The organism is Pseudomonas sp. NFR02 (assembly GCF_900119375.1).
GTDB lineage: Bacteria > Pseudomonadota > Gammaproteobacteria > Pseudomonadales > Pseudomonadaceae > Aquipseudomonas > Aquipseudomonas paracarnis.
On record NZ_FPJJ01000001.1, the window covers coordinates 127085 to 147311 of the forward strand.

A 20227-nucleotide genomic window follows, 5' to 3' on the forward strand; every position below is an offset into this window, starting at 1 on the left:
GGGGAGCGGCGCTATGCCACAGGGCCTGCTAATGCCCCATTAGCCAGTGCTGATGGGGGCCGGGCAAGGTCCAGAGGCCGAAGATCATCACCAGCACCCCACCGGTCACCCGCACGCTGCGCTTGCGCAATAACGCCGTCACCCGTTCGGCGGCCAGCCCGGTGGCCAGTAGCACCGGCCAGGTGCCCAGCCCGAACGCCAGCATCAGCAAGGCGCTGTCCAGTGCATTGCCCTGGCTCGCCGCCCATAGCAGGGTGCTGTAGACGAGCCCGCACGGCAACCAGCCCCACAGCGCGCCTAGCAGCAAGGCACGGGGCAGGCTGGACACCGGCAGCAAACGGTTGGCCACCGGCTGCAGATGCCGCCACAGGCCGCGTCCCAGGCTTTCGATACGGGTGAGGCCGCTCCACCAGCCGGCCAGGTACAGGCCCATGCAGATCAGCAGCAGCCCGGCAAGCACTCGCATGAACATCGCCGCGGGGCTGTTGGCCACCGCCCAACCGGCCAGGCCGATCAATAAACCGGCGGTGGCATAGCTGAGTATGCGCCCCAGGTTGTATGCCAGCAGCAGGCGAAAACGGCGGCTGCGCTGTTCCTTGGGGATCGCCAGGGTCAGCGCGCCCATCAGTCCGCCGCACATGCCCAGGCAATGGCCGCCGCCAAGCAGGCCTAGGATCAGCGCCGAGACCAGCAAGGGCGCCAGCTCAAGCATGGGGCGGCTCTTTGGGCGCTTGCTCAGGGTTGTTGGCTTCATCGATGGCGGCCAGGTGGTTCGGGTCCTGGTCGTCGAACAGCACGCTGTGGGCGGGGCCATCGAGGTCTTCGTACTGGCCGCTGTCCACGGCCCAGAAGAAGATGTAGATGGCCACGCCCACTAACAGCAGTGCCGCCGGAATCATTACATAGAGAGCTGGCATCTGTACTCCATGCCCACGCGGCTCAGGCCGGCAGCGAGCGGGTTACTGGGGCGGTGCCCGAGGCTTGCGCGCTCGGCAGGCGAGTGAGGCGCAACGCGTTGAGCACCACGGTCAACGAACTGAGGGACATGCCGATCGCCGCCCAGATCGGAGTGATCCAACCCAGGGCCGCAAACGGCAGCATAAGCCCATTGTACAACCCGGCCCACAACAGGTTCTCGATGATCACTCGGCGAGTGCGCCGCGCCAGGCTGAAGGCCTGCACCAGCGCATCCAGGCGGTTGGACAACAGCACCGCATCGGCGCTGGTTTTCGCCAGGTCCGTGGCCGAGCCCATCGCCACGCTGATATCAGCGGCGGCCAGCACCGGCACATCATTGACTCCATCGCCCAGCATCAGCACTTTGCGACCTTCTTTGTGCAGGTTTTGCAGTACCTTCAGCTTGTCGTCAGGGCGCAGGCTGCCGTGGGCTTCGTCGATACCCAGCTCAGAGGCGACACTGGCCACCATCGGCGAACTGTCGCCGGAGAGCAACAGCGTGCGCCAGCCCCGCGTCTTGCATGCGGCCAGCAAGGCAGGTGCGTCGCTGCGCAGGCGGTCATCCAGTACGAACCAGGCCAGCGCCCCGCTGCGGTCGCCCAGCAGCAGCCATTGCCCGGCTTCGTCCGGTGAGGCGGGAATCGCACAGCCACTGAGTTCACAGACAAAACCCGGCTGGCCGATGCGCAACAAACGTTCGCCCACACGACCTTCCAGGCCCAGGCCTGGGGTGCTCAGCACTTCATCGGCGGCCAGCGGCGCACGGCCGAAGGCACGGGCAATCGGGTGTTCGGAACGGTTCTCCAGGGCGGCGGCCAGGCCCAGGCATTGGTCGCTGTCCAGCGCACTCAAGGGCCGAATGGCGCGCAACGCCAGGCGCCCTTCGGTGAGGGTGCCGGTCTTGTCGAAAATCACCGTATCAACCTGGTTCAGGCCCTCAAGCACATGGCCGCGGGTCAGCAGCAACCCGAGACTGTGCAAGGTGCCGGTGGCGGCGGTGAGCGCGGTGGGCGTGGCCAGGGACAGAGCGCACGGACAGGTCGCCACCAGCATCGCCAGCACAATCCAGAACGCCCGCGACGGGTCCAGCTCCCACCACAGCAGGCCGATCAGCGCAGCGGCGATCAGCGAGCACAACAGGAACCACTGTGCAGCGCGGTCGGCGATCTGCGCCAGGCGCGGCTTCTCGGCCTGGGCGCGCTCCAGTAGGCGCACGATGGCGGACAAGCGCGTGTCATGCCCCAGGGCGCGCACCTGAACGGTCAGCGCGCCTTCGACATTCAGCGTGCCGGCCGTGACGTTGTCGCCCGTGCGCCGAGGTTGCGGCAGGTACTCGCCGGTCAGCAGGGATTCATCGATGCTGGATTGGCCGTCGAGAATCACGCCATCCGCCGGCAGTACGGAGCCGGGGTGTACCAGCACGCGATCACCCAGCGCCAATTCGCTAAGCAGGATGCGCTCGCTCTGGCCATCGTCCTTGAGGCGCAGGCAGGAGGCGGGCAATAGGTTGACCAGTTGGGCGGTGGCTGCGGCAGTGCGCTCCCGGGCGCGGCGCTCAAGGTAGCGCCCGGCCAGCAGGAACAGGGCAAACATGCCCACGGCATCGAAATACAACTCGCCTACGCCAGTGATCGCGGTCCAGATGCCGGCCAGGTACGCGCCGCCAATCGCCAGGGACACCGAGACGTCCATGGTCAGGTGGCGTGTGCGCAAGTCACGCAGGGCGCCTTTGAAGAAGGGCGCGCAGCTGTAGAACACGATGGGCGTTGTCAGAAACATCGCAACCCAGCGCAGGATGACGTGCAATTCCGGGCTCAGGTCGATATTGAATTCCGGCCAAGTGGCCATGGTTGCCATCATGGCCTGGAACCACAGCAAGCCGGCGACTCCCAGTTGTCGCAGGGCCAGTCGATTCTCGCTGGCCAATTGTTCGGCTGCGCGGTCGGCCTGATAAGGATGGGCGGCGTAACCGATATGGCGCAGCTCGCTGAGCAGTTGGCTCAACGGCAATTGCCCATCGGCCCAGCGCACGTGCAGCCGGTGGTTGGACAGGTTCAGTCGCGCTTCGGCCACGGCAGGCAGGCTGCGCAGGTGTTTCTCGATCAACCAGCCGCAGGCGGCGCAACTGATGCCTTCCATCAGCAGGGTGGTTTCGGCCAGCTCGCCCTGATGGCGTACAAAGGGTTTTTGCACATCGGCGCGGTCGTACAGCGCCAGCTCGTCCACCAACTGCACGGGCAGCGCCTCGGGGTTGGCCGAGGCTTCGCTGCGGTGTTGGTAATAGCTTTCCAGCCCGCCGGCCACTATCGCCTCGGCCACGGCCTGGCAGCCCGGGCAGCAGAGTTCACGGCGTTCGCCGAGGATCTGGGCGGTGAACCGACTGCCGGAGGGGACGGGTAGGGCGCAGTGGTAGCAGGGGGTGGGTTGGGTCATTGCTCAGTTCCGTAGATCGTTCCCACGCTTTGCGTGGGAATGTTGCCCGTGACGCTCTGCGTCACAAAGCAGACGCAGAGCGTCCAGCAAGGCGTTACCACGCAGAGCGTGGGAACGATCATCGTCTACTTCTTCAGGTCCTCGGCGCCCTGCAACGGTTCGTCACCCAGCAGCAAGTCCTTGTCGTGGCTGACCTCTTCTTCTTCGAACAGGCGCCAGGTGTTGCCGCCCTCCACGCCAAGCAGTTCCACGAAACGGCGACCTTCGACCTTGTCGGTGACCTGGCCGATGTAGCGACCGGGCTCGCTGTCGCTGCGGGTGAGGTTGATCTTGCGATCCTTCTCTGGCTGGGTCGGGGAGATCAGGTTCAGCTCCAGAGTATTTGGATTGCTGTAGCCAGTCAGTTGCAGCTCGACCTCGCCGGTCAGTTCGTCCAGGTGCAGCTTGCCGCGCAGTTGCAGGGTCTGGGCCAGGCGCTCGCGGTCCAGGGAACGGTTGATGCCTTTGCCGGCCTCGTAGTAGTTGTCGTTGACCAGGTTGTCCGGGTTGTTCACTGCGATGGTCACCATGGACAAGGTCAGGGTCACTGAGCAGGCCAGAATCGCGATGATGATCCAGGGCCAGAGGTGTTTGTACCAAGGGCTGGCGGCAGTAGTTGCAGGCATGCGTGTGTTCCCTGTTAACGAACTTGTGGGCCGATGAATCGGCTCTTGGCTTCAATATGGACGCTGGTGTCATCGGCGTCCTTGAGGATGAAGGTCACCTCGTTGGTGCTCGACGGCAACTGCTCCGGCGCACTCGACAACTCCACCGGCATGCTGACGATATCGCCGGCGGCCACTTTGATCTCACGTCGGCCTTGCAGCTTGAGGTCTGGCAGGCCAGCGGCGTCGAGCACGTAGGTGTGGTCGCGCTGGTCTTTGTTCATGATCTTCAGGCTGTAGACGTTTTCGATGCGTCCTTCGGCGTTTTCACGGTACAGCACGCGGTCCTTGCTGACGTCGAAACCCACCAGCGAGCGCATGAAGAAGGCGGCCACCAACAGGCTGATCATCGCCAGCAATACCAGGGCGTAACCGATCAGGCGCGGGCGCAGCTTATGGGTTTTCTGCCCCGAAAGGTTGTGTTCGGTGGTGTAGCTGATCAGGCCGCGTGGGTACTCCATCTTGTCCATGATGTTATCGCAGGCATCGATACAGGCGGCGCAGCCGATGCATTCGATTTGCAGCCCGTCGCGGATATCGATACCGGTAGGGCACACCTGCACGCACATCGTGCAGTCGATGCAGTCGCCCAGGCCCTGGGCCTTGTAGTCGGTACCCTTTTTACGTGGGCCACGCACTTCGCCACGGCGGGGGTCATAGGACACGATCAAGGTGTCCTTGTCGAACATCACGCTCTGGAAGCGCGCATAGGGGCACATGTAGATGCACACCTGCTCACGCAGCCAGCCGGCGTTGCCGTAGGTGGCGAGGGTGAAGAAACCCACCCAGAAATACGACCAGCCATCGGCCTGGCCGGTGAAGAAATCGAATACCAGTTCACGGATCGGTGAAAAGTAGCCGACAAAAGTGAGGCCGGTGGCAAAGCCGATCAGCAGCCACAGGCTGTGCTTGCTGAATTTGCGCAGGAATTTGTTGGCGCTCATGGGCGCCTTGTCGAGCTTGATGCGCTGGTTGCGGTCGCCTTCGGTGACCTTTTCGCACCACATGAAGATCCATGTCCACACGCTTTGCGGGCAGGTATAGCCGCACCACACGCGCCCGGCGTATACGGTGATAAAGAACAGGCCAAAGGCCGCGACAATGAGAATGCCCGACAGCAGGATGAAATCCTGAGGCCAGAACGTTGCACCAAAAATAAAGAATTTACGCTCCGGCAGGTTCCACCACACCGCCTGGTGCCCCCCCCAGTTCAGCCACACGGTGCCGAAGTACAGCAGAAACAGAGCGGCACCGCCGACCATGCGCAGATTGCGGAACAAGCCAGTGAAGGCACGGGTATAAATCTTCTCACGCGAAGCGTAGAGGTCGACGGTTTTGGCAGGCGGGGTAACGTCATGTACCGGTATCTGGTCGCTCATCATTGCATCCCACGGCGGTGGAGATTTGCCTCGGCCAGTACGTGCCAGCCGGGGTCAAATTAAGGGTGTTGCAGTGGCCTAATGATACGCCCCCGATGGTGCGCAAAGGGTGCGACCTTTGGTCGCGTTGGGGGAAATCAATTGATGGTGTACGTGACCTGGATCAATTGACTTGGCAAGTATGGACGGTTTTTGTGGTTGTGGTGACGCGGCAGGTCTCAACGCCATCCCGTCAACAGGCCCGGTCTTGAATGTGCAGGAGGACAAATGTGGGAGCTGGCTTGCCTGCGAAAGCGATGGGCCGGTCAGCCTATTTGTGACTGACAGAGCGCTTTCGCAGGCACGCCAGCTCCCACCCCGGATCTAAGCTTTTCAAGAAATGACCCCGCCGCTCTTCAGTGGCGAGGCCATGGCGTGTTGCAGCTAACTTTACTGCTCCTCAGCCTTCTTATCCCCATGAGACAAGCTATACACATACGCCGCAAGCAAGTGCACTTTGTCATTGCCCTGCAACTGCTCCTGCGCCGGCATCTGGCCCTGGCGGCCATAACGGATGGTCTGCTGCAGTTGCGCGAAGCTTGAACCGTAGATGAACGCACCCGGATGCGTCAGGTCGGGCGCGCCCATGGCTGGGGTGCCTTTACCGGCCGGGCCGTGGCAGGCCACGCAGTTGGCGGCGAAGAGTTTCTCACCGTTGGCCACATCGGCCTTGGCGCCTTCCGGCAGTTTGCGGCCATCGAGTTGGGTCACCACAAAGCCTGCTACGTCAGCCACGCCTTGCTCACCGATGACTTCGGCCCAGCCCGGCATCACCGCGTGGCGGCCCTTCATGATGGTTTCCTTGATGGTGTTGGGTTCACCGCCCCAGCGCCAGTCGGCGTCGGTCAGGTTGGGGAAGCCGTAGGCGCCTTTGGCGTCGGAGCCGTGGCACACCGAGCAGTTGGAGGCGAACAGGCGGCCGCCCATCTTCAAGGCTTGCGGGTCCTTGGCGACTTCTTCAATCGGCATCGACGCGAATTTGGCGAAGATCGGCCCGAACTTGGCCTCCGACCTGGCCATTTCCTTTTCCCACTCGTGCACGCCGGTCCAGCCGGTCTGGCCGTTGGCGAACGGGGTTTGCTTGTCGTTGTCGAGGTAGTTGTAGCCTGGCAGCAGGCCCTTCCAGTTGCCGAGGCCAGGGTAGAGCACCAGGTAACCAAGGGCGAAGACGATGGTGCCGACAAACAGCATGAACCACCACTTGGGCAGCGGGTTGTCGTACTCCTCGATGCCGTCGAACGAGTGGCCGACGGTCTCGTCCGTCTGCTCGGTGCGCTGGCCCTTGCGGGTCGACAGCAGCAGCCAGGTCAGGGCGAAGATGGTACCCAGACTGAGGACTGTGACGTACAGACTCCAGAACGTAGTCATTCTTTGTTACTCCTAGAAGCTTGCTCGACGTGCTTGATGGCTTCGGGGTCATCTGCGAAGGGCAGCATGGTCGCGTCGTCAAACTCCGACTTGCGCCGTGGGCTGAACACCCACAACGCCAGGCCGATAAAGGCCACCATCACCACAACGGTGCCCAGGCCACGAATCATCCCGATATCCATGTAGGTCACCGTTTGCTTTTGATGATGGTGCCAAGGCCTTGCAGGTAGGCCACCAATGCGTCCATTTCGGTCTTGCCCTTCACGGCGGCGGCCGCACCGGCGATGTCTTCGTCGGTGTAGGGCACGCCCAGGGTGCGCAAGACTTCCATCTTCTTCGCGGTGTCCTTGCCGTCGAGCTTGTTTTCCACGAGGAACGGGTACGCCGGCATTTTCGACTCAGGCACGACGTTGCGCGGGTTGTACAGGTGCGCACGCTGCCAGTCATCGGAGTAACGCCCGCCCACACGGGCCAGGTCCGGGCCGGTGCGCTTGGAACCCCACAGGAACGGGTGGTCCCACACGCTTTCACCGGCGACCGAGTAGTGGCCGTAGCGTTCGGTTTCGGCGCGGAAGGGGCGGATCATCTGCGAGTGGCAGCCCACGCAACCGTTGGCGATGTAAACGTCGCGGCCTTCCAGTTCAAGGGCGGTGCGCGGCTTCATGCCTTCGACCGGCTTGTTGGTCACGTCCTGGAAAAACAGCGGAACGATTTGGGTCAGGCCGCCAATGCTCACGGCGATGACCATGAAGAAGGCCAGCAGGCCGATGTTCTTCTCGACGACTTCATGCTTCATCAGTGAACTCCCACAACGGCGATCTTGGCGGCGGCTTCGGCTTCTACAGGGTCGCTGGCACGCACGGTGCGCCAGACGTTGTAGGCCATCAACAGCATGCCACTGGCAAAGAACGCACCGCCCAGGGCACGTACGATAAAGCCCGGGTGGCTGGCTTGCAGCGCTTCGACGAAGGAATAGGTGAGGGTGCCGTCATCGTTGATCGCACGCCACATCAGGCCCTGGGTGATGCCGTTGACCCACATCGAGGCGATGTAGAGCACGGTGCCAATAGTGGCCAGCCAGAAGTGCGCGTTGATCAGCCCGACGCTGTGCATCTGCACGCGGCCGAACAGTTTGGGGATCATGTGGTACAGCGCGCCGATGGAGATCATCGCTACCCAGCCCAGAGCGCCGGCATGTACGTGGCCGATGGTCCAGTCGGTGTAGTGGGACAGCGAGTTGACGGTCTTGATTGCCATCATCGGCCCTTCGAAGGTCGACATGCCGTAGAACGCCAGGGACACCACCAAAAACCGCAGGATCGGGTCGGTGCGCAGCTTATGCCAGGCGCCCGAGAGGGTCATCATGCCGTTGATCATGCCGCCCCAGCTTGGCGCCAGCAGGATGATCGACATCGCCATGCCCAGGGACTGTGCCCAATCCGGCAAGGCGGTGTAGTGCAAGTGGTGAGGGCCGGCCCAGATGTACAGGGTGATCAGCGCCCAGAAGTGCACGATGGACAGGCGATAAGAGTAGATCGGACGCTCGGCCTGCTTGGGCACGAAGTAGTACATCATCCCCAGGAAACCGGTGGTGAGGAAGAAGCCTACGGCGTTGTGGCCGTACCACCACTGGATCATCGCGTCCGTTGCGCCGGAATAGGCCGAATAGGACTTGAACAGGTTCACCGGCAGGGAGGCGTGGTTGACGATGTGCAGCATCGCCGTGACCACGATAAAGGCCCCGTAGAACCAGTTGCCTACGTAGATGTGCTTGGTCTTGCGCTTGACGATGGTGCCGAAGAACACCAGGCCGTAGGTCACCCACACAATGGCAAGCAAAATGGCGATCGGCCATTCCAGCTCAGCGTATTCCTTGGTGGTGGTGTAGCCCAGGGGCAGGCTGATGATGGCGCCGACGATGACCGCCTGCCAGCCCCAGAAGGTGAAGGCGGCAAGACCATCGGAAATCAGTCGCGTCTGGCAGGTGCGCTGCACGACATAGTAGGAGGTGGCAAACAGTGCACATCCGCCGAAGGCGAAGATCACCAGGTTGGTATGCAGCGGGCGCAGGCGGCCGAAGGTCGTCCAGGGCAGGTCGAAATTCAATTGCGGCCAAACCAGTTGCGAGGCGATGAACACCCCGAGCCCCATGCCAAGGATCCCCCAGACCACCGTCATGATGGCGAACTGGCGGACTACCTTATAGTTATAAGCAGTCGGACTGATTGCTGTGCTCATTCTAAGGTTCCACGGTTTAGGTTTTTTTATAGGTAAAATCGGCCGCAAGTATGTAGAAACCGAGGGGCCATTGCAACGCAATGGCTGACCTGTATCAATGCGTTCCACGCCAGATTCTGCGCCCTTTCCATGTTTGGTGTAAGGATAAAGACCGAAATAGAAAGCTGATCAAGTGGACAGGAATTTTAGGGGGCGCAACGAATACCGTCGTCTACGCCAGAATTGCTCCACTGTGGGAACAAGCGTAGACCCGAATAGGAGGAGGGGAAAGTTGGGTTTGGAAGGGGTGCGACACTTGGTCGCGACTTGTGCCTGTGGCGAGGGAGCAAGCTCCCTCGCCACAGATAAGGCTTTTACTGCGGTTGGCTATCTGGCGTTGCACCATCAGCGTTATGGGACAGGCTGTACACGTAAGCCGCCAGCAGGTGCACCTTGTCATTGCCTTGCAGCACGTCCTGGGCCGGCATCTGGCCCTGGCGACCATGGCGGATGGTCTGCTGCAACTGTGCCAGGCTGGTGCCGTAGATAAACCCGGCAGGCTCGGTCAGGTTGGGCGCGCCCATGGCTTCCACGCCGTGACCTTGCGGACCATGACACGCCACGCAGGTGGTGCTGAAGGCGGCTTGGCCGGCTGCCAGGTCGGCGGTGTTGTCGGCGGGCAACGGCAACTTGGCCAGGTCGTGGCGCACGTAAGCGGCGACGTTCTTCACCCCGTCCTCGCCCAGCACTTCACCCCAGGCCGGCATCGCCGCATGGCGACCGTTCAGAATGGTGGCCTTGATGGCCTCGGCCGAACCGCCCCAGCGCCAGTTGCTGTCCGCCAGGTTGGGGAAGCCATAGGCGCCCTTGGCGTCCGAGCCGTGGCATACCGCGCAGTTGGAGGCGAACAGGCGACCGCCCATCTTCAACGCTTGCGGGTCCTTGGCCACTTCTTCTACCGGCATGGCCGCGAACTTGGCGAAGATCGGCCCGAACCTGGCGTCGGCCTTGGCCATTTCCTTGTCCCATTCCTTGGTCTGGGTCCAGCCGTCCTCATAGCCCGGCAGTACACCTTTCCAGTTGCCCAGGCCCGGGTAGAGGATCAGGTAGCCGACGGCAAACACCAGGGTGCCGGCGAACAACATGAACCACCACTGGGGCAGCGGGTTGTCGTATTCCTCGATACCGTCGAAGGCGTGGCCCATGGTCTGGTCGACGCTGCCCTTGGTCTCGCCCTTGCGAGTGCCGACCAACAGCCAGGTCAGGCCGATGAGGCTGCCCAGGGTCAATACGCAGATCCATGTACTCCAGAACGTAGTCATGGCCGAGTGCTCCTTGTGGCTGGCTCTGCTTGAGCGTCGGGTGGGGAAGGTTCATCGGCAAACGGCAGCAGGCGGGCCTGCTCGAATTCCGCGTTGCGGCGGTTGTTGAACACCCACAGCGACAGGCCGATAAAGGCGATGGCGACCACCAGCGTGCCAAGGCCGCGGATGGTGCCTGCATCGAATTCAAATCCCATGGCTCACCTCTTGCTCTTGATGGCAGTGCCGAGCACTTGCAGGTAGGAAACCAGCGCGTCCATCTCGGTCTTGCCCTTGAGGCTGGCGACGGCGCCGTTGATGTCGTCGTCGGTGTACGGCACGCCGAGGGTGCGCATCACTTTCAACTTGGTCTCGGTGTGGCTGCTGTCGACGGCGGCGGTGACCAGCCATGGGTAGGCCGGCATTTTCGACTCTGGCACCACGTTGCGCGGGTTGTACAAGTGCGCGCGGTGCCAGTCGTCCGAGTAGCGTGCGCCGACGCGGGCCAGGTCCGGGCCGGTACGCTTGGAGCCCCACAGGAACGGGTGGTCCCACACGCTTTCGCCGGCCACCGAGTAGTGGCCGTAGCGCTCGGTCTCGGCGCGGAACGGGCGGATCATCTGCGAGTGGCACTGTACGCAGCCTTCGCGGATGTAGATGTCGCGGCCTTCCAGTTGCAGCGCGGTGTAGGGCTTCATGCCTTCGACCGGCTTGTTGGTCACGTCCTGGAAGAACAGCGGGACGATCTGGGTCAGGCCACCGATGCTCACGGCGAGCACCATCAGCAGCATCAACAGGCCGACGTTCTTTTCAATCGTTTCGTGTTTCATCATCGACTCCTCAGGCCATCTGCGCGGCAGCGGTGACTTCGGCAGGTTGCGCCGAACGCACGGTGCGCCATGTGTTGTAAGCCATCAGGAACATGCCGCTGAGAAAGATCGCACCGCCCACCAGTCGCACGATGAAGCCTGGGTGGCTGGCCACCAGGGTTTCGACGAAGGAGTAGGTGAGGGTGCCGTCTTCGTTGACCGCACGCCACATCAGGCCCTGGGCGATGCCGTTGACCCACATCGACGCGATGTAGAGCACGGTGCCGATGGTGGCCAGCCAGAAATGCGCGTTGATCAGGCCGAGGCTGTACATCTGCTCGCGACCGAAGATTTTCGGGATCATGTGGTACAGCGCGCCGATGGAGATCATCGCCACCCAGCCCAGCGCCCCGGCGTGTACGTGGCCGATGGTCCAGTCGGTGTAGTGGGAGAGGGCGTTGACGGTCTTGATCGCCATCATCGGGCCTTCGAAGGTCGACATGCCGTAGAAGGCCAGGGAGACAACGAGGAAGCGCAGGATCGGGTCGCTGCGCAACTTATGCCAGGCACCCGAGAGGGTCATCATGCCGTTGATCATGCCGCCCCAGCTTGGCGCCAGCAGCACCAGTGACATCACCATGCCCAGGGACTGCGCCCAGTCCGGCAAGGCGGTGTAGTGCAAGTGGTGAGGGCCGGCCCAGATGTACAGGGTGATCAGCGCCCAGAAGTGCACGATCGACAAGCGATAGGAATACACCGGGCGTTCGGCCTGCTTGGGCACGAAGTAGTACATCATGCCGAGGAAACCCGCAGTGAGGAAAAAGCCTACCGCGTTGTGCCCATACCACCACTGCACCATGGCATCCGTCGCACCGCCGTACAGCGAGTAGGACTTGGTCAGGCTGACCGGGATTTCCAGGTTATTGACGATATGCAAGATGGCCACTGTGATGATGAACGCGCCGAAGAACCAGTTGCCCACATAGATATGCTTGGTCTTGCGCTTCATGATCGTGCCGAAGAACACGATGGCGTAGGCGACCCAGACAATGGTGATCAGGATGTCGATCGGCCATTCCAGCTCGGCGTATTCTTTGGAGCTGGTGTAGCCCAGTGGCAGGCTGATCGCGGCCAGCAGGATCACAAGCTGCCAGCCCCAGAAGCAGAACGCGGCGACTTTCGGCGCGAACAGCTGCGTCTGGCAGGTGCGTTGCACCGAGTAAAAGGAGCTGGCGAACAGCGCACAGCCACCGAACGCGAAGATCACCGCGTTGGTGTGCAAAGGGCGCAGGCGGCCGAAGCTGGTCCAAGGCAAATCGAAGTTGAGCGCAGGCCAAACCAATTGGGCAGCGAGAAAAACCCCGAGCCCCATGCCGACGATGCCCCACACCACCGTCATAATGGCGAATTGGCGGACCACCTTGTAGTTATAGGCGGTACTTAAAGTAGTGTTCATGGTTCCCCATCCACGGTTCAACCCAAGCAAGTGCGGCACTTGGGCTGGAGTTATAGGCAGACTAAAAAGCGAGGCAAGCATGGGCAAAGAGCACAAGGCCAGTATTGACGGGGATCAATGGGCGCAGTGTGTACGGGAACATGGCTGGTTGTGGGATGTCGCCACGGGCACGACGTCGGGTGAGCCGGTCACGTTGATCCTGGCCCACGGCGCCGGCGCACCGATGGACTCGGCGTTCATGAACGATATGGCCGCACGCCTTGCCGGGCATGGCGTGAGCGTGTTGCGCTTCGAGTTTCCGTACATGGCCCAGCGTCGCGTGGACGGCGGCAAACGCCCCCCGAATCCGGCGCCGAAACTGCTGGAGTGCTGGCGCGAGGTGTATGTCGAGGTGCGACGTCATGTCGCTGGGAAACTGGCGATGGGCGGCAAGTCCATGGGCGGGCGGATGGCCAGTTTACTGGCTGATGAACTGGGCGCCGATGGGTTGGTGTGCCTGGGCTATCCGTTCTATGCGGTGGGCAAGCCAGAGAAACCCCGGGTGGAGCACTTGGCTGCGCTTACGACGCCCACCTTGATTGTGCAGGGCGAGCGCGATGCCTTGGGCAATCGTGCGGCGGTGCAGAGTTATGACTTGTCAGAGAGCATTGAGGTGATGTGGTTGGCGGCGGGGGACCATGACTTGAAGCCGCTGAAGGCTTCGGGGTTTAGCCATGAGCAGCACTTGGAGGCGGCGGCGGTGCAGGTGGCTGAGTTTCTCCGGACCTGTTAGCGCCCTATCGGGGGCAAGCCCCCTCCCACATTGGGCTGGGTTCACCTATTTCTATCGGTGAATACCGTCCAGTGTGGGAGCTGGCTTGCCTGCGATAGCAGTTTATCGGTTAAAACGCTCTACCAGCGAATACTGGGTATTGGCGGTATGCGTCAACTCTTCACTCAGTTGCGCCGAGTTCATCGCCTGCTCCGAGGTCTGGTCCGCCAACAGCGCAATGGTGCTGATGTTGCGGCTGATCTCCTCGGCCACCGCACTTTGCTCTTCGGTAGCTGCGGCAATCTGGGTGGTCATGTCGGTGATATTGGCCACCGCCTCACTGATACCTACCAAGGCCTGGTCTGCTTCCATCACCCGTGCCACACCTTCTTCGGCTTGGCGGTGCCCGGCGTCCATGGTTTGCACGGCCGCAGCCGCGGTGTGTTGCAGCTTGGCGATCAGGGTATGGATCTGCCCGGTGGATTCGGCCGTACGCTGCGCCAGTTGGCGCACTTCATCGGCGACCACTGCAAAACCACGGCCCATCTCACCGGCACGCGCGGCTTCGATAGCGGCGTTGAGTGCCAGCAGGTTGGTCTGGTCGGCAATGCCTTTGATCACATCAACCACGCCGCCGATTTCATCGCTGTCTTTGGCCAGTTGCGTGACGGTCACACCGGTCTCTCCAACGGCTGCCGAAAGACGCTGAATCGCCTCGCGGGTTTCCCCAGCGATATCGCGGCCGCGGCCGGTCAGGCGGTTGGCTTCCTGGGTGGCGTCGGCGGTGCGCTGCACGTGGCTGGCCACTTCTTGGGTGGTCGCCGCCATCTGGTTTACCGCAGTGGCCACCTGTTCGGTTTCCACGCGCTGGCGTTCCAGGCCGCTGGAGCTGTTGTGCGCCAGGGTGTTGGATTGCGCGGCCTGGTCGTTGAGGTGCTCGGCGGTGTCCTGCAGGCGGGTAAGACAGGTCTTCAGACGCGCTTCCTGGCTGAGGATCGACATTTCCAAGCGCGCTTGTGCGCCACGGCTGTCGGTGTACATCTGCGCGATCAACGGGTCGGACGTGGTCTGTTCGGCCAGGCGCAGCAAACGCTTGAGACCGCGCTGTTGCCAGCTCAATCCCAGCAGGCCCAACGGCACCGACAGCGCCGCTGCCAGGGCAAAGCCCCATTGGGAGGTGAGGGTGGCGCCGATCATGAAGCTTAACTGGCTGACCAGGATAAACGGCAGCCAGTCCTGCAACACCGGCAGCCACTTGTCCCGTTGGGGGACGGCCGACTTGCCTTGGTTGATGCGTTGATAGAGCGCTTCGGCCCGGCGGATCTGCTCGGCGGTGGGCTTGATGCGCACCGATTCGTAGCCGATCACCTGGTTACCGTCGAAGACCGGCGTCACATAGGCGTTAACCCAATAGTGGTCACCGGTCTTGCAGCGATTCTTGACAATGCCCATCCATGGCAAGCCTTGTTTGAGCGTGGACCACATATGCGCGAACACGGCCGGCGGCACATCCGGGTGACGCACCAGGTTGTGTGGCGCGCGCACCAGTTCTTCGCGGGTGAACCCACTGATTTCGACAAAGGCGTCGTTGCAGTAGGTAATCACACCCTTGGCATCTGTGGTGGAGATCAACCGTTGCTGAGCGGGGAAGGTACGTTCGCGCTGGGTAACGGGTTGGTTATTACGCATGATTGTTCAATCCGCAAGGCTTTCAGGGGGTATCGGCCATGCGGGGCATTTATTTAACTTATTTTTGCAACAATCCTGCGAACAGCGTTGCCTCTGTAGAAGGCAGGCTTAGCCGGCGAGCATCGGGTAGGTAAACAACCCGAAGTGCAGCAGATTCAAGCCAAAATGCGTGGCAATCGCCGCGCCTAGCCCGCCGAACCGATACGCCAGGCCGTAGCCCACGCCCGCAATACCCGCCAGCAGCATCCACTGCCAACCCGCAGCAAAATGCACCAGGCCGAATAACAGCGAGGCCAGCAGCAGCGCGAGGTTCTCGCCATAGGGCAGGTGTTTGAAGCGTTGGCTCAGGCCGCCCTGGATATACCCGCGAAACAGCGCTTCTTCGACCAACGTCACCAGCAGCAGGTTGTTCAACACCCACAGCCACGCCTCGTCCGGCCACTTGGGTGCCCAACTGATCATCCCCAGCAGGGCCGCGCCACCCAAGGCGGCGATGGCGGCCAGAGTCAGGGCCATGGCTGTGACGCAGATCGACAGGCGCAATGAACGCCGCGCCACAATCCACGGGCAGGCCAGCAACAGCCAGAAGCCGATCAGGGGTTTGTCCTGGTTCAGGTACATCGAGAAGGGCACTGAGTCCGGAGTAAATCGCTGGGGCGCAATACCGCGGCCGTTATAGAAGCCCGGTAGCCAGTGCATCGCCAGGCCCAGGGCCAGGACAATAAACAAGCCGTGGCCAAGGTAGCGTGCCCAAGGGTTGCGTTGCTGGCGTACGGCATACCCGGCCACCAGCAACAGTGCGATGGAGACCGCCGCCAGTACGCCCAGTTGGCCGTAGATCAAAGCCACGACATAGCCAATGGAAAGTAGGGTGAGGTACAGCCAGGGCAAAGCAATCATGTGAAATCCTTGGAAAAAAACTGGGCGGCATTATAGCGAGCGGTCTGCCTGGACGGCATGAAAACTCCTCCACCCACAGGGTGAGGTGAAAGGATTGCAAAATGTATTTGCGGCTGGTTATAGTCGTCGCGTCTTCATCCCTTCAAAAAGATCAGCACATGCCAGCTTCCCAGCGCATAGCGGTAGTCGATTCAGCGGTCAACGCTGTGGTCGTGCCGTGCCGTGGCAAGCAGCCTGCGCAGATCAGTCACTACCCCCCACCTGTCAGTAGCACGCCGGTGTACGCAGTCGTATCACCGCCGGGTGTTGGCATTTCGGGCTGATCAGCGATTCGCTGTTGCCCCGTGCCTGCCTGAAAAAAACCTACTGAAATTCAGTTTTTACTGAGTCGGCTTTTTAGCCTGATAACAGGTGGTAACCATGTCTGTGCTTTCGAAACAATCCGTGGCCGCGGCGGCCTCGACGAGCGTGTTTGTCCTGCTGTGGAGCAGCGGGGCGATCTTCTCCAAGTTGGGCTTGGCCCATGCTTCGCCCTTTGCCTTTCTGCTGATCCGCTTTGCCATCGCCCTGATGGGGTTGGTGGTGTTGGTACCCATCCTCAAGTTGAAGCTGCCTCGTCCCGGCAAACCCTTGCTGTATGCGGCGGCGACGGGCCTGGTTTTGCTGGGGGCCTACCAGATTTTCTATCTGCTGGCCCTGGACCTCAACGTCACCCCCGGGGTGATGGCGACCATCATGGGCGTGCAGCCGATCCTTACCGTGGTACTGATGGAGCGCCAACGCTCCTGGCGCCGGTTGTTCGGCCTGGGGTTGGGGTTGGCGGGCTTGATCATGGTGGTGTACCAGGGCATCGGGTTGGCGGGCATGTCTCTGGCCGGGATGGTGTTCGGGCTGTTGGCGCTGGCGAGCATGACGTTTGGCTCTATCATGCAAAAGCGCATCACCGACAACCCCTTGGGGACGCTGCCGCTGCAATACCTGGCCGGGCTGCTACTGTGCGCGGTGTTCGTGCCGTTCCAGCCGTTCCACTTTGAACACAGTGCACGTTTTTACCTGCCGGTCCTGTGGATGGGGCTGGTGGTGTCCGTGCTGGCGACGTTGTTGCTGTACCGCCTGATCGCCCGGGGCAACCTGGTGAATGTCACCAGCCTGTTCTACCTGGTGCCAGCAGTGACGGCGGTGATGGACTACCTGATCTTCGGTAATCGCCTGGCCTTGTTGAGCGTGCTGGGAATGGCGTTGATCATCGTCGGCTTGGTGTTTGTATTCCGTAAGCAATAAACCCACCCCTGTAGGAGCGAGATTGGTCGCTCCTACAGTTTTTGCGGGCGCAGCACCAACCACAACGCCCCGGCAATCAGCACACCGCCATACAGGTGGGCCATGGACAGCGGCTCATCCAACAGCAACGCACCCCACAACACGCCGAACGGCGGAATCATGAAGGTCACGGTCATCGACTTGACCGGGCCGATGGACGACAGCAGGCGGAAGTACAGAATGTAGGCGAACGCCGTACATACCAGCCCCAATCCCAGCAGAGACGACCACACCTGCCAGCCGCCCCAGCTCGCCGGTGGATGGCTGATGGCGCTGTAGGCAAAGAACGGCAACAGAAACAACGTCGCCCCCAACATGCTGCCCAAGGCCGAGAGACGGCTGTCCAACCCGCCGCGCTGGTCCAGCCAACGCCGCGCCAGGAAACCGGCAAAGCCATAGCACGTGGTTGCCAGCAGGCACGCCAGTGCGCCCATCAATAATTCCAGATCAAAGGCCACCGGCCCCGCACGCGTGAGCACGGCAACGCCAAACAGCCCCAGGGCGACCCCTGCGATTTTCGATGGCGTCACGCGCTCACTGAAGAACAGCCCGCCAATCAGCACGCCCATCAGCGGCGTGGTGGCGTTGAAAATCGCCGAATAACCTGCCGGCAGTACCTGTGCCGCCACCGAGTACATCGTCGCGGGAATCCCCGAGTTGATCACGCCCAGCAACAGGACCGTCTTGAACTTGCCCTTGAAATCCCAGCTCACGCGCATCATCGCCAGGATCACTAATAAGCCCGCGGCGGCAATCGACACGCGGAAAAACGCGGTGGGCACTGTGCCGATTTCCGGGGCGATGATGCGCATAAACAGGAAACTCGCGCCCCAAATGGCGGCCAGCCCCAGCAGATACAGGGTGTCAACAGGTCTCACGGAAAACTCCTACGCCAAATGGGGCGCAGAAGTGTTGCCCAGCGGGCAGGTCGGCACAATGGCTAATTGCAGTCAGTTCACCCCTGCGCAAAATCATTCTTCTCCTGCCTCGGTTCACTGGCTAAGCTCTGGGCTTCCAGATACCCGTTCGAGGTTTCCCGCATGTCGCAGTCCGCCCTCGCTATCGCCCGGATGATCCTCGACGGTTTCGACGATTACCGTGAACACTTCCGCCAGATCACCGATGGCGCCCGTGAGCGTTTCGAGAAGGCCCAGTGGCAGCAGGGGCAGGCCGCGTCGGCCGCGCGCATCAACCTCTATGAAGAGAAAGTCGCTGAGGTCACGACCCGCCTGCGCGCCAGTTTTGACCCTGCGCCGTTGCATGACATCGGCCAGTGGCCCCTGGTAAAAAGCGCCTATATCGGCCTGATCGACCTGCGATTTGACGATGAACTGTCCGAGACCTGGTACAACTCGATCTTCTGCGGCCTGTTCAGCCATGACCTGATCAGCGACGGCTGCATGTTCATCCACACTACCCGGCCGAGCCTGCGCCGGGCGCGGGCGGCGCAAACACGTATCTACACGCCGGCCGGTAAAATAGCGGACATGCTCGCGCAGGTTTTCTCTGACTACCGCTTCAGCGAGCCCTACGCCGACCTGCCCGCCGACCTGCGCCGCCTCGAAGCCCAGTTGCGGGAAAACCTGCCGGATTGGGTGTGCAAGGACCCGGACCTCAAGGTCGAGTTGTTTTCCTCGGTGCTGTATCGCAACAAAGGCGCCTACCTCGTGGGGCGCATCTACACCCGCGACGAACAATGGCCGTTGGTGATTCCGCTGCTGCACCGCGAAGGGCGTGGCATTCAGATCGATGCGTTGATCACCGACGAAGCCGACGTGTCGATCATCTTCTCGTTCACCCGTTCCTATTTCATGGTCGACGTGCCCGTGCCAGCGGAATTCATTGGCTTTCTCAAGCGCATTCTGCCGGGCAAGCACATTGCCGAGCTGTACACCTCCATCGGTTTCTACAAGCACGGCAAATCCGAGTTCTACCGCGCGCTGATCAACCACCTGGCCACCACCGATGACCAGTTCATCATGGCCCCCGGCGTGCGCGGCATGGTCATGAGCGTGTTTACGCTGCCGGGTTTCAATACGGTGTTCAAGATCATCAAGGACCGCTTCTCGCCGTCGAAAAACGTCAACCGCGCCACGGTGATCGAAAAGTACCGCCTGGTGAAAAGCGTCGACCGGGTAGGGCGCATGGCCGACACCCAGGAGTTCGCCGACTTCCGCTTCCCCTTGAGCAAGTTCGAGCCCGAGTGCCTGGCCGAGCTGCTGGAAGTCGCCGCTGGTACCGTCGAAGTGGAGGGCGATACCGTGCTTATCCGCCACTGCTGGACCGAGCGACGCATGACCCCGCTCAACCTCTACCTCGACAACGCCAACCCCGCTCAGGTGCGCGAAGCATTGGAGGATTACGGCCTGGCGATCAAGCAACTGGCGGCAGCGAATATCTTCCCCGGCGACATGCTGCTGAAGAACTTTGGCGTCACCCGCCACGGCCGCGTGGTGTTCTATGACTACGACGAAATCTGCTTCCTCACCGAAGCCAACTTCCGCCATATCCCCGCGCCGCGCACCCCCGAGGATGAAATGGCCTCCGAGCCCTGGTACTCCATCGGCCCGCTGGACGTGTTCCCCGAGGAATTCCCGCCGTTCCTGTTTGCCGACGCCGGCCAGCGCAAGTTGTTCGACGAGTTGCATGGCGAGTTGTACAACGCCGATTACTGGAAGGGCCTGCAGGACGCGATTCGTGCCGGTAAGGTGATCGACGTATTCCCCTACCGCCGCAAAGACCCGCTATAACCTATTGCCCCTGTGGGAGCGGGCGTGCTCGCGAATACGGTGGTTCAGTTGATACATCTGTGACTGACACACCGCTTTCGCGAGCAAGCCCGCTCCCACATTTTGGTTCGGTTTACACCCGTTGAAGCTCAACTGCCTGCCAGATGGGCTGCTT

The 20227-nt window shown here is 61.6% G+C and carries 19 protein-coding genes; 3 read left to right on the forward strand and 16 right to left on the reverse strand.

What is annotated here, in order from left to right; all coding sequences use genetic code 11:
- Positions 1-28: 28 nt before the first annotated feature.
- From BT199_RS00580 to ccoN (BT199_RS00640), 13 genes are all read right to left on the reverse strand, one after another.
- Complete coding sequence (locus tag BT199_RS00580) at positions 29-712, reverse strand: sulfite exporter TauE/SafE family protein (protein WP_014719449.1); 684 nt, start codon at positions 710-712, stop codon at positions 29-31.
- Positions 705-917, reverse strand: a complete 213-nt coding sequence (ccoS, locus tag BT199_RS00585) for a cbb3-type cytochrome oxidase assembly protein CcoS (RefSeq protein ID WP_014719448.1) — start codon at positions 915-917, stop codon at positions 705-707. The genes BT199_RS00580 and ccoS overlap by 8 nt, the downstream gene beginning before the upstream one ends.
- Before the next feature lie 22 nt (positions 918-939).
- Positions 940-3390 (reverse strand): heavy metal translocating P-type ATPase, encoded by a 2451-nt coding sequence (locus BT199_RS00590; RefSeq protein WP_072433666.1) that lies wholly within the window; start codon positions 3388-3390, stop codon positions 940-942.
- Between the two features lie 125 nt (positions 3391-3515).
- Positions 3516-4055 carry a FixH family protein gene (locus BT199_RS00595; protein ID WP_014719446.1) on the reverse strand — a complete coding sequence of 180 codons (540 nt, stop codon included), beginning with the start codon at positions 4053-4055 and terminating at the stop codon, positions 3516-3518.
- A gap of 14 nt (positions 4056-4069) precedes the next feature.
- A complete protein-coding gene (gene ccoG, locus BT199_RS00600) occupies positions 4070-5473 on the reverse strand; it encodes a cytochrome c oxidase accessory protein CcoG (protein WP_019820489.1) in 1404 nt (467 codons plus the stop codon).
- A 429-nt stretch (positions 5474-5902) separates the two neighbouring features.
- Positions 5903-6880 carry a cytochrome-c oxidase, cbb3-type subunit III gene (gene ccoP, locus BT199_RS00605; protein WP_014719444.1) on the reverse strand — a complete coding sequence of 326 codons (978 nt, stop codon included), beginning with the start codon at positions 6878-6880 and terminating at the stop codon, positions 5903-5905.
- Complete coding sequence (locus tag BT199_RS00610; RefSeq protein ID WP_003193169.1) at positions 6877-7062, reverse strand: CcoQ/FixQ family Cbb3-type cytochrome c oxidase assembly chaperone; 186 nt, start codon at positions 7060-7062, stop codon at positions 6877-6879. The genes ccoP (BT199_RS00605) and BT199_RS00610 overlap by 4 nt, the downstream gene beginning before the upstream one ends.
- A gap of 5 nt (positions 7063-7067) precedes the next feature.
- The gene (ccoO, locus tag BT199_RS00615; RefSeq protein ID WP_003193167.1) at positions 7068-7676 is read right to left on the reverse strand and encodes a cytochrome-c oxidase, cbb3-type subunit II; all 609 of its coding nucleotides are present in this window, start codon (positions 7674-7676) and stop codon (positions 7068-7070) included.
- On the reverse strand, positions 7676-9118 hold the full coding sequence (gene ccoN / locus BT199_RS00620) for a cytochrome-c oxidase, cbb3-type subunit I (RefSeq protein ID WP_072433667.1): 1443 nt from the start codon (positions 9116-9118) through the stop codon (positions 7676-7678). Before ccoN (BT199_RS00620) ends, ccoO (BT199_RS00615) begins: the two co-directional genes overlap by 1 nt.
- A 353-nt stretch (positions 9119-9471) precedes the next feature.
- Positions 9472-10419, reverse strand: a complete 948-nt coding sequence (gene ccoP / locus BT199_RS00625; RefSeq protein ID WP_014719442.1) for a cytochrome-c oxidase, cbb3-type subunit III — start codon at positions 10417-10419, stop codon at positions 9472-9474.
- Positions 10416-10616, reverse strand: a complete 201-nt coding sequence (locus BT199_RS00630) for a cbb3-type cytochrome oxidase subunit 3 (RefSeq protein WP_003193161.1) — start codon at positions 10614-10616, stop codon at positions 10416-10418. Before BT199_RS00630 ends, ccoP (BT199_RS00625) begins: the two co-directional genes overlap by 4 nt.
- Positions 10617-10619: 3 nt before the next feature.
- Positions 10620-11228, reverse strand: coding sequence for a cytochrome-c oxidase, cbb3-type subunit II (gene ccoO / locus BT199_RS00635; RefSeq protein WP_003193159.1), 609 nt, complete (start codon positions 11226-11228; stop codon positions 10620-10622).
- Positions 11229-11238: 10 nt separating this feature from the next.
- Entirely contained in the window at positions 11239-12663 is a 1425-nt protein-coding gene (ccoN, locus tag BT199_RS00640) for a cytochrome-c oxidase, cbb3-type subunit I (RefSeq protein ID WP_003193158.1), read from the reverse strand.
- A gap of 79 nt (positions 12664-12742) precedes the next feature.
- Between ccoN (BT199_RS00640) and BT199_RS00645 the strand changes: the two genes are divergently transcribed.
- Positions 12743-13435, forward strand: a complete 693-nt coding sequence (locus BT199_RS00645) for an alpha/beta family hydrolase (protein WP_072433668.1) — start codon at positions 12743-12745, stop codon at positions 13433-13435.
- Positions 13436-13537: 102 nt separating this feature from the next.
- Here the strand turns inward: BT199_RS00645 and BT199_RS00650 are convergent, their stop codons facing one another.
- Both BT199_RS00650 and BT199_RS00655 read right to left on the reverse strand, forming a co-directional pair.
- Positions 13538-15103, reverse strand: coding sequence for a methyl-accepting chemotaxis protein (locus BT199_RS00650; RefSeq protein WP_014719440.1), 1566 nt, complete (start codon positions 15101-15103; stop codon positions 13538-13540).
- A gap of 108 nt (positions 15104-15211) precedes the next feature.
- Complete coding sequence (locus BT199_RS00655; RefSeq protein ID WP_019820478.1) at positions 15212-16003, reverse strand: CPBP family intramembrane glutamic endopeptidase; 792 nt, start codon at positions 16001-16003, stop codon at positions 15212-15214.
- Between the two features lie 420 nt (positions 16004-16423).
- Between BT199_RS00655 and BT199_RS00660 the strand changes: the two genes are divergently transcribed.
- Entirely contained in the window at positions 16424-17284 is an 861-nt protein-coding gene (locus BT199_RS00660; RefSeq protein ID WP_014719438.1) for a DMT family transporter, read from the forward strand.
- 32 nt (positions 17285-17316) lie between these two features.
- On the opposite strand, the gene BT199_RS00665 is transcribed toward BT199_RS00660, so the two are convergent.
- Complete coding sequence (locus BT199_RS00665; protein WP_072433669.1) at positions 17317-18201, reverse strand: DMT family transporter; 885 nt, start codon at positions 18199-18201, stop codon at positions 17317-17319.
- 162 nt (positions 18202-18363) lie between these two features.
- On the opposite strand from BT199_RS00665, the gene aceK reads away from it, so the two are divergent.
- Positions 18364-20073 carry a bifunctional isocitrate dehydrogenase kinase/phosphatase gene (gene aceK, locus BT199_RS00670; RefSeq protein ID WP_014719436.1) on the forward strand — a complete coding sequence of 570 codons (1710 nt, stop codon included), beginning with the start codon at positions 18364-18366 and terminating at the stop codon, positions 20071-20073.
- The last annotated feature ends 154 nt before the right edge of the window (positions 20074-20227 follow it).

Coding starts and splice junctions, on each gene's coding strand:
- BT199_RS00650 (WP_014719440.1), bottom strand. CDS start 15,103: ATGCGTAATAACCAACCCGTTACCCAGCGCGAACGTACCTTCCCCGCT.
- ccoP (WP_014719444.1), bottom strand. CDS start 6,880: ATGACTACGTTCTGGAGTCTGTACGTCACAGTCCTCAGTCTGGGTACC.
- aceK (WP_014719436.1), top strand. CDS start 18,364: ATGTCGCAGTCCGCCCTCGCTATCGCCCGGATGATCCTCGACGGTTTC.
- ccoS (WP_014719448.1), bottom strand. CDS start 917: ATGCCAGCTCTCTATGTAATGATTCCGGCGGCACTGCTGTTAGTGGGC.
- ccoN (WP_072433667.1), bottom strand. CDS start 9,118: ATGAGCACAGCAATCAGTCCGACTGCTTATAACTATAAGGTAGTCCGC.
- BT199_RS00595 (WP_014719446.1), bottom strand. CDS start 4,055: ATGCCTGCAACTACTGCCGCCAGCCCTTGGTACAAACACCTCTGGCCC.
- ccoN (WP_003193158.1), bottom strand. CDS start 12,663: ATGAACACTACTTTAAGTACCGCCTATAACTACAAGGTGGTCCGCCAA.
- BT199_RS00630 (WP_003193161.1), bottom strand. CDS start 10,616: ATGGGATTTGAATTCGATGCAGGCACCATCCGCGGCCTTGGCACGCTG.
- BT199_RS00660 (WP_014719438.1), top strand. CDS start 16,424: ATGTCTGTGCTTTCGAAACAATCCGTGGCCGCGGCGGCCTCGACGAGC.
- BT199_RS00580 (WP_014719449.1), bottom strand. CDS start 712: ATGCTTGAGCTGGCGCCCTTGCTGGTCTCGGCGCTGATCCTAGGCCTG.
- BT199_RS00610 (WP_003193169.1), bottom strand. CDS start 7,062: ATGGATATCGGGATGATTCGTGGCCTGGGCACCGTTGTGGTGATGGTG.
- BT199_RS00655 (WP_019820478.1), bottom strand. CDS start 16,003: ATGATTGCTTTGCCCTGGCTGTACCTCACCCTACTTTCCATTGGCTAT.
- ccoG (WP_019820489.1), bottom strand. CDS start 5,473: ATGAGCGACCAGATACCGGTACATGACGTTACCCCGCCTGCCAAAACC.
- BT199_RS00645 (WP_072433668.1), top strand. CDS start 12,743: ATGGGCAAAGAGCACAAGGCCAGTATTGACGGGGATCAATGGGCGCAG.
- BT199_RS00590 (WP_072433666.1), bottom strand. CDS start 3,390: ATGACCCAACCCACCCCCTGCTACCACTGCGCCCTACCCGTCCCCTCC.
- ccoO (WP_003193167.1), bottom strand. CDS start 7,676: ATGAAGCATGAAGTCGTCGAGAAGAACATCGGCCTGCTGGCCTTCTTC.
- ccoO (WP_003193159.1), bottom strand. CDS start 11,228: ATGAAACACGAAACGATTGAAAAGAACGTCGGCCTGTTGATGCTGCTG.
- ccoP (WP_014719442.1), bottom strand. CDS start 10,419: ATGACTACGTTCTGGAGTACATGGATCTGCGTATTGACCCTGGGCAGC.